This is a genomic window from Peptostreptococcus stomatis DSM 17678 (assembly GCF_000147675.1).
Classification (GTDB): Bacteria; Bacillota; Clostridia; order Peptostreptococcales; family Peptostreptococcaceae; genus Peptostreptococcus; species Peptostreptococcus stomatis.
This window is the reverse complement of record NZ_ADGQ01000064.1, coordinates 25,154-36,563: the sequence shown is the minus strand read 5'-3', so window position 1 is coordinate 36,563 and position 11,410 is coordinate 25,154. Positions and strand designations below refer to the sequence as shown.

Below are 11,410 nucleotides of genomic sequence, written 5' to 3'. Positions count from 1 at the left end.
GCTCCCTTTTACCATGAAAGGAGAACAGAATGGATTACAAAACAATAAGGGATAGAATTGAAGATATGGCAAAGGATAACCACAAAGATTTTGTAAAGGCGGTTATCAGTATGGAAAAAGGCATCAACGATGAGAGTGCTTTGGATAAGCTTTATGATGATTATATGGCAAAGGATACCATCAATCTGCTTCATGAAGATTTTGACTATATGATTGAAGATTTAAGGGAACAGGGACAGATAAAAGACCTGCCCTATGTTCAGGAGGAAAAAGATGACATTGTAAATATTGTTGGAAATATTGTTGGAGAGGTCGATGTAGTTGAAAGAGAAAATAAGAACGGAGAAGCGTTTAAGGTGGCAAATTTCTCCGTAGTTTCCAAAGATGATGATGGTAATAAGGTGTATCATAGTTGCTCCGCCTATGGAGAAAAGAGTGATATTCCAAAGGACTTTAAACAGGGAGATTTCGTAAAGCTATTCGGACAGCTTAGAATCTCTATTGATGATAACGGCAAGGAGCATAGCAATGTAAGGATATTCTCCTCAAAGCTCTTAAAGGCGAAAGAACAGATGAAAGGACAGGATAAGAGTCAAGAGATTGCTAAACTGAAAAGTGAGATAGAAGAAAGAGAAAAAGACTTATTTTATGCTGATTCTTGGGAGCAGTCAGGACAGATTAGAGAGGATATTGAAAAAATGAAAGCCAAGTTAAATACCTTAACCGGCTCTGAAAAAGGGAAAGAAAACGATAAAAAATCCATACTTGGTGCTATCAAAGAATATCAGGTGGAAGATAAGCAAAAGCCGAAAGAGGGTAAAGAAAAACCAAAAGAAACGGAGAGATAAATATATGGTCGGTGTAGTCTTAGGACTGCACCGGCTCTTTTTTGTTGCTCAAAAAAAGGAGATAAAGATTATCTCTCCATCTCCTTACCCATATAAATTCCATAGTTCTTTCGTATCTGATAAAGCTCGTCCATAGTCGATTTTGTAGAAGAATACTCTTGCATTAGGGTATTCTTTTTTTCTTGTAATTTATCAAGTTTATCTAAAATATCCTTTGAATTTGGGAGTTTGGAATAAGTCTTTTTAAGTTCAGAAAGAGCATTTTCATAGAGGGTAATCTGAGCTTTATATTCCTCGAAAAATGCCCTATCAGACGGATTCGCCTTATATTCCTTGTAATAGGCACGATATTTTTTGACAGTATGAACTTGCTCCATCGTAGTGGATAACTGTTCCATTTCCTTATCAATCGCCTTGATTTTATCCTGTAAATTTTGTCTTTCATCAGCACTTTTCTTGATAAATTCATCAAGTTGCTGAACAGATTTTATGCCATGTTCTCTGATAAAGATAACGGATTCTGCCATTGTATTCAGATTATGTTTCGTCGCCCAGTATTCATAGCCTTTGCTTTCCTTTACCTTCACATTGGTATTCATATCAATAACATTTCCAATGCGTTTTTTAACGGTAGGCGTCTTAATAAGCTCGCTTTCAGCTATTCGTTCTTTTAATCGTTCTTCGGTATAATCTTCTCCAATCGTCTTAGCTCTTGTAAATCTCGGCTTGTCTTTTGGCTTAAAAGCTATATGCTTACCGTACTTAATTTCATAACCAAGCTCAGCCATCTTCTTTAGAAATTCCTCCCAATCCTTAGACTGTTTTATCATGCGGTCAATATCAAATTGAAGCCTACTCTTCCAAGAAGTACCTCTTTTTGTTTGCTCATTTTCATACCAAGACTTTCCACTCGTCTTGTATTTTTTCTTGTAGCTTTCGTAGTGTTCATCAATGACGGAAAGGTTATTTTCCTTGCACAGCTTATCACTCTGGTAACGGATCTTATGATAGCTTTTTTTATTGGATTGATAGCATTTGCCCGTTACCATATTTACATTATTAAAGATGATATGGTTATGAATATGCCCTTTATCAATGTGAGTAGATAAGACAAATTCATACTCATCTTTTAATATCTTTTTACACAGTTCCATACCGATTCGATGTGCCGTTTCAGGGCTTGTTTCTCCCGGCAAAAAAGATTGAATCAGATGTCTTGCAAGAACAGTTCCTTTTGTTCCTGTATCATTTCGTGTTCTTAAAAATTGTGTATGAGCAGTTTCTTGATGACATTTATGTGTACTTACCAAGATTTGTTCATCTGTTTTTTCTCCATTTACGATGTAGTCAATGGCAAGATTAAGGGTTGATTTTATAGGGTGTATTTTTGTAATAGCCATAAAAACTAATCACCTCCTGAAGTCTTGTTAAGGAGCAGGGAATGAATTTGCCATAGTTCTTTAGAGAAGTGTTCAATCTCTTTCTTTATATCGCTGATGTCCTCTTTGTAGATTATACCTGTCGAATTTATTCTCTTTGCGATCTGATTGATGTTGTTTGTAGCATTGGAAAGCAAGCCTTGTAAATCTCTGAAAGGTTCTAAATCTACTTGATATATTTCCTTTTCTAAAACGCATTTGCGGATAAAATGGCTCATATTTCTGCACTTCGCAAGTTTTTGTTTCTCTTCAAAAAGAGCCTTTTCTTCTTTGGTCAATTTAATTTCAAGTCGTTCATTTCGTATCCTATTTGCCATAGATAGTTCCTCCTGTATATGAATTTCGGGGTCTTAGGGTCTCCCTAACAAGCTAAAAATTGATAAAAAAAGAAGCAAATCCCGAAGGGCTGCTTCATCAATTTTTCCGTAAGTGTCCGTACACTTACTGTGCTTGCTACAAAAGAATGATCTGTAATAAGCGTTAAGCGTGTATTAGATTGCTATATTAATTTTATAGTAAAAATTAGTAAAAGTCAAAATTAATAATAAAATTCACTACATTGCTATATAAGGGAAAGGAAAATAAAATTAGAGGGAAACACATGAAACTAACGAAACTAATGAAATTTTATTATTGATATTTTGATGAGAATGTATTAAAATAAACTATGTATTTTGAAAATAAAAATCTATAAATTTTTTGAAAGGAGGGATAACTTGGGAAATAATTTAAGGCAATTTAGAGAAAAAAGAGGATTTACTCAAACTGAACTTTCAACAGCAGTTGGAATTAGTCGTCAGTATTTAAGTGATATAGAAACATTAAAAAAACAACCGACAATAAAAATAGCATTTGATTGTGCTAGGGTCTTAAAAGTATCTATTGAAGAATTGTTTTACTATATTTAATGGGTTTTATTAAATATAAATATAGATAGATAAATATAAAAAGTTTGCTATATGAATTACTCAGATCCCTATAAACTGGAACAACCAGTTTATAGGGATCATTTTATTTTGTACTCAGTTTAAATGTAAGACAACTATATTAGAGAACTAATAAACAGTAATAAAAATAAACAAAAAATACAAAATTTGCAAACAATAGTTGACAAAAAGTGTGCGATTTGATATGCCTAAAATAGTAACTATAAAATCATTTAGGAGGAAGGCTTTATGGATAGAAAATTTCAGTTAGTTGGGCTAATAAGACCAGAAAAATTTGGTGGAATTTACTATGAGCGTAATAGATTAGTCATCGAGTTATTAAATACAATTGGATATGAAATTATACGCTTAATTAAATCAAATAAGTCGATGAGTGAAATTGTTGATTTTATGTACCATAAGTATGATGCTGATAAAAAATTTATAGAAAGAGATGTTGAGCAATTTATAATTTATTTGAAAAAAAGCAAGTATATAGTAGATGATACAGACAATATAGATTCTATTATAGAAAATAAAAATATGAATAACCTTTACCCGAAGAATTTTGAAATGGAAAATTTTGTATTGGGAATGAAACCATATGAATTGAGATCGCCACTAAAGGTGTTGTTGGAACTGACTTATTCATGTAATCTCAGATGTATACATTGTTTTGCAGATGCGGACTTTTGCTGTGAGAATAGGATGGTTCAGAATGAATTAAGTTATGAAGATTGGTGTAAGATTATAGATAATATCATAAAAAATGATGTTTTTGAAATTTTATTATCTGGTGGAGAAGCAACAATGCGTGATGATCTCATCAAAATTTGTGATTACATTTCTTCTAAAGGAAGAAGCTATAGTTTACTGACAAATGCAACATTAATTGATAAAAAGATGGCTAAAGATTTAAAACGTACAGGCTGTGCTAAAGTAGAAAGCAATTTAGATGGATATGATCAAGAAACATATGAGAGATTCAGGGGAGTGAAAGGATCATTTGAAAAAACAATATCAGGAATTAAGGCGTGTCTTGATGAAGGTATCCAAGTAAGATGCAATGTTATGGAAACTAAAATGACCATATTTGATTTAAAAAAGATAGTTGATACAGCCTATGAAATAGGGGTTAGGGAGTTGTGTGTAATTCCATTGGAGATGGGTGGTAGAGCTAAAAACATAAAGAAATTGTGTTTTGGCAAAGAAGACATTAAAATGTTGAATGAATTTTATGAAGATGTTAATGATTGGTTTGATAATAAATATAAAAATACTGATATGCTTCTATTTACACCAAACCAATTTTCGAGAAATGGAAGTAAATATTCAAAAGTGTTTGATGTTGCTAATGTGATGCCACGATGTGGCGCAGGACTGATACATTGTACTATAAATCCGTTTGGTATTGTGAAAATGTGTCCTACAGATCATTCTTTATTGATTGCTGAGAATAGAAATGTGCTACACGAAGATCTATCAGAGATTTGGGAAAATTCAAAAATATTGAAAATGGTTAGAGGTAGTAACTTTAAAAAATGCGTTCATTGCAATGAATCGTGTGAAATGGAATGCCCTGTAATAAGGTATGAAACACATGGAAAACTTGAATATAGTTGCAATAGAGGAGGTTAGATATGGCTACCAAGAGAATACTGCTCCAAAAAGATATTGATGAATATTTAAATAAAAAACTCAATACTTATGGATTTGAAATACCAGTAAAGTTTTCTGCACCAATTTCACTTATTTGGGAGATTACAGGAAAATGCAATTCTAAGTGCCTGTATTGTTCAGGAGGATTTCCCAAAGTGGTTAAGGAAATAAGTAAGCAAGAAAAAATAAACCTTGCAAAAGAGATTTGTGATATGAAAGTTTTTATGATTTCTATATCTGGTGGAGAACCATTAGTAAATGAAGACTTATTAGATATAGTATCAATATTTTCAGATAATGATGTTCCAGTGATGATATGCACTTCTGGATATAATATAAATTATGAAATTCTAAGTAAATTATTAAAAATAAAAGGGATTGCATTTAATGTTTCAATTGATTCAGTAGATGCGGAAGTTAATGATTATCAACGAGGCAGAAAAGGAGCACTCAATGAAGCACTTAAATTAATAGAGTTTATAAGGGAAAACGAAAAAGAACGTTCTTTTATGAGCATCGAAGCAGTTGCAACAAAAAATAACTATTCTGGTATGAGTGATTTGGTAAAATTTTTTAATGAGAATTATTCAATAAATGAAATAAGAATACAACCTATGGTAACAATGAATCAAAAAGTTATACAATGTGGTCTGGATATAAATGCCGAGGAATTTCAATTATGTGTAACAAATGTTAATGGCTTTATTTCTAAATACAATGATCATGTTAAAGATGATAATTTGGGATTATCTACCTGTGTGAGATTTATTGATCAATTTAAATTAATTGAGAATGGGTTAAGAACTGGCAGAACATGGGGAGGAGTTATAACTCCTGATGGGAATTTTCTATTAAGTGTATATTTACCAAGTAATTTGGGAAGTATATACCAAGATGGTAGTTTCAAAACTACTTGGGATAATAGGTTTTCATGTGCATGGAGAAATTTCAAAGAAGATTTAGAACAAAAATCTATAAAAAATTTATGGGATTTAAAACGGTTATATGTATAGAAAATGTTCGAGGAGGAAATTATGAGAAAATTCATAAATGTTTTTGGTAATACCAACTATGATAAAGATATACTAGATAGTGCAGATAATTTTGGAGATTTCATAGATGCTAACTTGATACCTGAGAATGGATTTGATTCTCCTATATATGTAATGTGGGAGCTAACTAGTGTATGCCCTAATAAGTGTATATATTGTTATAATGATTCTCATAATAAAAATAGGAATGAACTTAATAGAAAACAGATTTTTGCTATTGCAGATGAATTGATAAAAGCTAAAGTTTTTCAGGTATGTTTAACTGGAGGAGAACCTACCTGTAGTTCTGAATATTTTGATTTGATGAGATATCTGCGTACAAATAGAGTGGAGATAGGAACTATATTGAGTGGAGCTAATTTAGACAAAAGAAAAATTCGTAAAATTGCAGAATATATAGATATGGTTCAAATAAGTTTGGATGGTTCAAAGCCAGAAATACATGATTATGTACGTAATAAAGAGGGGTCTTTTAATGAAGCTGTAAATGCAATAAAGAATTTTGTTTCAATAGGAAAACAGGTACGAGTTTCATTTGCTACAACGAAATATAATATTGATGATTTTAAAAACACAACTGAGCTTTGTAAATCATTAGGAGTTTCATCAATAAGGACACAAAGATTATCTATATCTGGTAGAGTAAAAGACAATGAAGATGAGATCTATGCAACAGAGGAACAATTTGCAAATTTGGAAAAGTATATTTATTCTAAAACTGCACCTATTCAAATAGAATATAGAAGCCCATCAGAACATATTGAGTTTGGAATAAAAAATGGATTTGCAACCGTTATGAGAATTAATTCAGAAGGGCTAGTCGGGATAACACCTTATATTGATGTATATTTTGGGGACTTAAAAACTGAAACATTTAAAAATGTTTGGAGTAAAATGAAGAAGGGATGGCATAATCCCAAAATGTTGGAATTGGCTCAAATCATGAATTCCAGAAAAAACGGAACATTGTTAGATCCTTTAAAAGATAGATTATTTTTATAAATATGGAGGAAATTATGATGTATAAAAATGAAATACCTAAATTGCTAAATTTGAAATGGAGATATGAGGGAGATGGGGAATTTATTATATATCAATATCCGATTACTGGAATGCTAGATATTCTCAATCCGGTAGCAAGTATTATATTTGCTAATTGTAATGGTACACAGTCTGTGGAACAAATATGTAATAAGTTAAAAAATGAATATAATGACATTGACTTTGATACGATAAAGAAAGATGTATGTTCATTTATTGATTATTTGATTAAAGAAGAAGTTTTATTTATGATTTAATAGGAGGTGAATAAGATGAAGTTTATTAAATTAGGTGATACAAATTTTGATAATATGTGTCAATATATCCAAGAAAATTTTGCAAACAATCACCAAATATTAAGCATGTATCAGCAACAGAACATGGTTAAAATGAGAATTGAAAATAATATAGAAATTGGTATAGTATGCGAAATAGATGATAGAATTGTGGGAATTGCAACTGCTATTACATCAAACAAAAAGAATTATTGGGGAATTGCAGTTTTATATGTAAGTGAGAGTCAAAGGAATAGGGGTATAGGGAAAAAACTAATAAAAGAATTAGAAAGACATATTTATGAGTCTTCTTTATCTAAATATAAAGTAAACATTTCAGTTAATGAAACTAACAAGGAAGGTTTAGCATTGCTTGAATCAATGGAGTATATGCGTGAAGGAAGAATAGGAGGGCTCATTCCTGATGATAATATAATAATTTTAGGAAAAATAAACTATGAATAGGAGAATGATATGGATTTCATACATACTTATATTAATATTTTACTACCATTAATAATTATAAACTTAATATTAGTAATTATTTCATTAAAAGATATTCTTAAAAATAATAAATATAAGTTTGGAAATAGAATTATTTGGGTATGTGTTGTTATTTTTATTCAAATAATAGGACCGATAAGTTATTTATTGTTTGGGAGGGATGAATAATGGTTCTAAAATCAGAAACTATCCTTGATGTCAATAATTTATCTAAAAGATTTGATAAGCGAACAATAATAGAAGATGCATCATTTAAGATTAGGAAAAATACAATTGTTGGACTGATTGGCAAGAATGGTGCTGGAAAAACAACTTTAATGAGAATGCTGATTGGATTTTTAAAATCTGATTCGGGAAGTATTATGTTGAATGGAGAAAAATTACAGTATGGAAAAAGTAGTGTAAGAATAGGCTATTTGACTGATGTACCGGTTTTCTATGATTTTATGAATGCTTATGAGTATTTGTCTATGTGTATTGGTTTAAAAAAGGAAGGAGTAGGAAAAAGCGATACTAATTATGAGGTAGAAGAATTATTAAAATTAGTAAATTTAAAAGATAACAAAAATAAAAGAATAAAGAGCTATTCTAGAGGTATGAAACAAAGACTAGGGATAGCACAGTGTTTGATAGGAGAACCAAGCTTAATTATTTGCGATGAACCAATGTCTGCTCTTGATCCAGACGGAAGAAAAGAAGTGGAGAAAATATTTAATAGTATAAAAAAAGAAACAAGTATATTGCTTTCTACACATATTTTAACAGATATAGATAGACTATGTGATGAAATTATTTTTTTAGATAAAGGTATAGCAAAAATAATTAATTTAAAAGATAATACAAATTTTTCTGCAAAGAGTAGAAAAATAGAAATTGATTTTATTGGACAAGAATTTAGCTTTATTGAAAAATTTGAGTTATTTTTAAAAAATAACGATATTGGATATAAGATAGAAAAGAAGAAATTTATAATTTCAAATTCAAAAGAAGAAATCATAAAAAAAATATATTATTATTTTGGAAGTAATGATATGAATGTACACCCAAGCAACTTTAGAATATCGGACATGTCTGTTGATGATATAATATAGGAGATGGTATTGTGAGAAAAGTTATAGTTCTTGTAAAAAAAGAATTGATGGAATCTTCAAGAAAATATAAATTATTAGTTATGTTAATAAGTTTCTTTCTTATTGGGATAATATCACCAATAGGAACAAAATATTTAGGAGAAATACTTAGACAACTTCTTCCCGAAGGATATGTCTTAAATGTTAGAAAAGCATCAGAAATTGAAGCATATTTTCAGTTTTTTAAAAATCTTTCTCAAATTGGATTGATTGTGTTGATTTTTGTTACATCTAGCCTAATGTCAGAGGAGTTAGAGAAAAGGACAATTGTCAATGTATTAACAAAAGGAATTGATAGAAAATATATAATTATTTCTAAATTTCTTTCATCATCTCTTATTTGGGCTATCAGCTATACAATAAGTTTTGTGGCTTTTAGATATTATGTAGGAGTATTTTGGAAGAATGAGATTTCTATCTTGCCTGTAACATATTCTAATTTAATTGTATTTGAGTATGGGCTTCTCATAATAGGAATAAATATTTTGTTAGGATTAATTTTGAAAAATAGAATTTTGACAGTTGTATTTTGTTTTATTTTCAACCTATTGCAAATGTTTATATCAATTTTTCCACAAATGTATAAAATATTACCAATTTCGCTATTATCCCAGTGCGTATATATTGTGGAAGGAAAAATAACGATAGCTGAAACTAGCATTGCAACTGTTATTACTTTAGTGTGTATTATATTGTCATTATTACTTGCAATATATTTATTTAGAAGAAAGGAAATAGAACAATGAACGGTGAGATAGAGGGAAATTTTGTGATAAAAATTGAAGCTCTTGTAAAAAAATTTGGTGATAAAGAAGCAGTTAAAAATGTGTCTTTTGAGGTTGCTGAGGGAGAAATTTTTGGTTTTTTAGGTCCAAATGGTGCTGGAAAAACTACAATTGTAAAAATGCTAAATGGATTAATAAGACCAAATGCTGGAAAAATTGATGTTTTAGGTTATGATCCGATATTATATCCAGAAAAGATTCATGCTCTGGCAGGTACGCTGACAGAAACAGCTGGTATGTATGAACAAATGACAGGAAATGAAAATTTAGTTTTTTTTCTAAATTATTTGGAATTGAAGATAGATGTATAAATGACAGAATAGAGATGGTTTTGCATCAAGTAGATTTGTATGAACACAGAAATGTAAAATTGAAATATTACTCTACAGGAATGAAAAAAAAGCTTTCATTAGCAAGAATATTTATACATAGACCTAAGCTGTTAATTCTGGATGAGCCAACATCTGGACTAGATCCAGAAAGTGCTAAAAGAATAAATAAATTAATAAGTGATTATGTAAAAAAAAGACATGCTACTGTATTTTTGTGTACACATCAATTAAGGTATGCACAAGACATCTGTACAAAATATGGTTTCATAAATGAAGGCAAGCTAATTTGCACAGGAAACTTTTCTGAAATTTTGAATAAATGCAACTTAGAAAAATATCTATATTTATATGCGAAACTAGATAAGAATGACAGATTTTTTGATGATTTTGAGATTGATTCAGATAGATATAAAGTCCCTATAGTGAATAAAGAAGAAGTATCAACTATAGTAAAGAAGATAGTTTTAAGTGGTGGTAATATTTTTGAAGCAAAAATTTGTGAACCAAGTTTAGAAGAATTATATTTTTTACTTGTAGAAAGGAAGGGCTTTTATGAATAATGTATCGAATGAAATCATAAAAAAAGATGCTTTATTTATATTAAAAAATAAAAAAATAATTGGAATTATGTGTTTAGTACCAGTAGTTTTAACTATTATTATGCCTACAGTATTTGTCGTTTCTATAAAAAATATTAGTGTGAATTTGGATATGTTTTCTAAAATACTTAATATAGAGATGGACAGTTTGACTTCAGTAGAGCAACGAAAGATTGTAGTAGATTTTTTTCTATATAATGTTTTACCTATATTTTTTATGTTAATACCTACTATGATGTCAACTATTATATCTGCAAATTCATTTGTTGGGGAAAGAGAAAAGGGAACTTTGGAAACACTATTTTTATCGCCAATAAAAGTAAGTGATATTTTTATAGCGAAAGTAAAAGTTTCTTTATTTTTGAGTATGTCCATAAATATTATAGTATTTATATTTATGTTTATAATATTAAATATTGTTCTATATGTTACTAATTTTAATTTTTTAATTCCCGATCTGAAGTGGTTTTGTATACTAGCAATTACTAGTCTTGCAATAACAATTTTATCTACAACTTTTATAATTAAAAAATCTCAAAATTCAGATTCTGTGGAAGAAGCACAACAGTCTGCAGTGTTTATTATACTTCCAATAATTGCTATTGTTATAGGGCAATTTACAGGAGTGATAATAATTAATAGATCTGCAATAATTCTTGTAAGTGTAGTTTTACTTGTAGTATCAATTGCAGTTATGAAATTAATTTCTAAGAAAAGCGATTATTATATGTAATATGAACGTATATTACTATAGTAATAAATATCTCAATAGACTCTATTTTCATTAATTATATTTAATTTGCTCTCTTAAAAAAATATA

15 protein-coding genes are annotated in these 11,410 nt (G+C 29.6%); 13 read left to right on the top strand and 2 right to left on the bottom strand.

What is annotated here, in order from left to right; all coding sequences use genetic code 11:
* The first annotated feature begins 29 nt into the window (after window positions 1-29).
* Window positions 30-848, top strand: a complete 819-nt coding sequence (locus HMPREF0634_RS07265; protein ID WP_007790440.1) for a hypothetical protein — start codon at window positions 30-32, stop codon at window positions 846-848.
* Between the two features lie 68 nt (window positions 849-916).
* Here the strand turns inward: HMPREF0634_RS07265 and HMPREF0634_RS07260 are convergent, their stop codons facing one another.
* Both HMPREF0634_RS07260 and HMPREF0634_RS07255 read right to left on the bottom strand, forming a co-directional pair.
* Entirely contained in the window at window positions 917-2,248 is a 1,332-nt protein-coding gene (locus HMPREF0634_RS07260) for a relaxase/mobilization nuclease domain-containing protein (protein ID WP_007790395.1), read from the bottom strand.
* 5 nt (window positions 2,249-2,253) lie between these two features.
* Complete coding sequence (locus tag HMPREF0634_RS07255; RefSeq protein ID WP_007790333.1) at window positions 2,254-2,604, bottom strand: plasmid mobilization protein; 351 nt, start codon at window positions 2,602-2,604, stop codon at window positions 2,254-2,256.
* Between the two features lie 399 nt (window positions 2,605-3,003).
* Between HMPREF0634_RS07255 and HMPREF0634_RS07250 the strand changes: the two genes are divergently transcribed.
* From HMPREF0634_RS07250 to HMPREF0634_RS07200, 12 genes are all read left to right on the top strand, one after another.
* Window positions 3,004-3,195 carry a helix-turn-helix transcriptional regulator gene (locus HMPREF0634_RS07250; RefSeq protein ID WP_007790390.1) on the top strand — a complete coding sequence of 64 codons (192 nt, stop codon included), beginning with the start codon at window positions 3,004-3,006 and terminating at the stop codon, window positions 3,193-3,195.
* Window positions 3,196-3,462: 267 nt separating this feature from the next.
* Complete coding sequence (locus HMPREF0634_RS09410; RefSeq protein WP_007790336.1) at window positions 3,463-4,851, top strand: PqqD family peptide modification chaperone; 1,389 nt, start codon at window positions 3,463-3,465, stop codon at window positions 4,849-4,851.
* A gap of 2 nt (window positions 4,852-4,853) precedes the next feature.
* Entirely contained in the window at window positions 4,854-5,885 is a 1,032-nt protein-coding gene (locus HMPREF0634_RS07240) for a radical SAM protein (protein WP_007790387.1), read from the top strand.
* A gap of 21 nt (window positions 5,886-5,906) precedes the next feature.
* Window positions 5,907-6,926 (top strand): radical SAM protein, encoded by a 1,020-nt coding sequence (locus HMPREF0634_RS07235; protein ID WP_007790334.1) that lies wholly within the window; start codon window positions 5,907-5,909, stop codon window positions 6,924-6,926.
* Window positions 6,927-6,940: 14 nt separating this feature from the next.
* On the top strand, window positions 6,941-7,222 hold the full coding sequence (locus tag HMPREF0634_RS07230; protein ID WP_040565888.1) for a PqqD family protein: 282 nt from the start codon (window positions 6,941-6,943) through the stop codon (window positions 7,220-7,222).
* Window positions 7,223-7,237: 15 nt separating this feature from the next.
* Window positions 7,238-7,705, top strand: coding sequence for a GNAT family N-acetyltransferase (locus HMPREF0634_RS07225; protein WP_007790367.1), 468 nt, complete (start codon window positions 7,238-7,240; stop codon window positions 7,703-7,705).
* A 9-nt stretch (window positions 7,706-7,714) separates the two neighbouring features.
* A complete protein-coding gene (locus HMPREF0634_RS07220) occupies window positions 7,715-7,912 on the top strand; it encodes a PLD nuclease N-terminal domain-containing protein (RefSeq protein WP_040565887.1) in 198 nt (65 codons plus the stop codon).
* On the top strand, window positions 7,912-8,835 hold the full coding sequence (locus HMPREF0634_RS07215) for an ABC transporter ATP-binding protein (protein ID WP_007790361.1): 924 nt from the start codon (window positions 7,912-7,914) through the stop codon (window positions 8,833-8,835). The genes HMPREF0634_RS07220 and HMPREF0634_RS07215 overlap by 1 nt, the downstream gene beginning before the upstream one ends.
* A gap of 11 nt (window positions 8,836-8,846) precedes the next feature.
* Window positions 8,847-9,620: an ABC transporter permease subunit gene (locus HMPREF0634_RS07210; RefSeq protein WP_040565886.1), complete on the top strand. Its 774-nt coding sequence runs from the start codon at window positions 8,847-8,849 to the stop codon at window positions 9,618-9,620.
* Complete coding sequence (locus tag HMPREF0634_RS10075; protein WP_007790355.1) at window positions 9,617-9,970, top strand: ATP-binding cassette domain-containing protein; 354 nt, start codon at window positions 9,617-9,619, stop codon at window positions 9,968-9,970. The genes HMPREF0634_RS07210 and HMPREF0634_RS10075 overlap by 4 nt, the downstream gene beginning before the upstream one ends.
* Complete coding sequence (locus tag HMPREF0634_RS10070) at window positions 9,952-10,551, top strand: ATP-binding cassette domain-containing protein (RefSeq protein ID WP_408634994.1); 600 nt, start codon at window positions 9,952-9,954, stop codon at window positions 10,549-10,551. Before HMPREF0634_RS10075 ends, HMPREF0634_RS10070 begins: the two co-directional genes overlap by 19 nt.
* Entirely contained in the window at window positions 10,544-11,323 is a 780-nt protein-coding gene (locus tag HMPREF0634_RS07200; protein WP_040565885.1) for an ABC-2 transporter permease, read from the top strand. The genes HMPREF0634_RS10070 and HMPREF0634_RS07200 overlap by 8 nt, the downstream gene beginning before the upstream one ends.
* Window positions 11,324-11,410 lie beyond the last annotated feature (87 nt).

Excerpts from the sequence above, each read along its gene's own strand:
- HMPREF0634_RS07265 (WP_007790440.1), top strand. The coding sequence starts at position 30 with ATGGATTACAAAACAATAAGGGATAGAATTGAAGATATGGCAAAGGAT.
- HMPREF0634_RS07230 (WP_040565888.1), top strand. The coding sequence starts at position 6,941 with ATGATGTATAAAAATGAAATACCTAAATTGCTAAATTTGAAATGGAGA.
- HMPREF0634_RS07235 (WP_007790334.1), top strand. The coding sequence starts at position 5,907 with ATGAGAAAATTCATAAATGTTTTTGGTAATACCAACTATGATAAAGAT.
- HMPREF0634_RS07255 (WP_007790333.1), bottom strand. The coding sequence starts at position 2,604 with ATGGCAAATAGGATACGAAATGAACGACTTGAAATTAAATTGACCAAA.
- HMPREF0634_RS10075 (WP_007790355.1), top strand. The coding sequence starts at position 9,617 with ATGAACGGTGAGATAGAGGGAAATTTTGTGATAAAAATTGAAGCTCTT.
- HMPREF0634_RS07260 (WP_007790395.1), bottom strand. The coding sequence starts at position 2,248 with ATGGCTATTACAAAAATACACCCTATAAAATCAACCCTTAATCTTGCC.
- HMPREF0634_RS07225 (WP_007790367.1), top strand. The coding sequence starts at position 7,238 with ATGAAGTTTATTAAATTAGGTGATACAAATTTTGATAATATGTGTCAA.
- HMPREF0634_RS07240 (WP_007790387.1), top strand. The coding sequence starts at position 4,854 with ATGGCTACCAAGAGAATACTGCTCCAAAAAGATATTGATGAATATTTA.
- HMPREF0634_RS07215 (WP_007790361.1), top strand. The coding sequence starts at position 7,912 with ATGGTTCTAAAATCAGAAACTATCCTTGATGTCAATAATTTATCTAAA.
- HMPREF0634_RS09410 (WP_007790336.1), top strand. The coding sequence starts at position 3,463 with ATGGATAGAAAATTTCAGTTAGTTGGGCTAATAAGACCAGAAAAATTT.
- HMPREF0634_RS07220 (WP_040565887.1), top strand. The coding sequence starts at position 7,715 with ATGGATTTCATACATACTTATATTAATATTTTACTACCATTAATAATT.
- HMPREF0634_RS07200 (WP_040565885.1), top strand. The coding sequence starts at position 10,544 with ATGAATAATGTATCGAATGAAATCATAAAAAAAGATGCTTTATTTATA.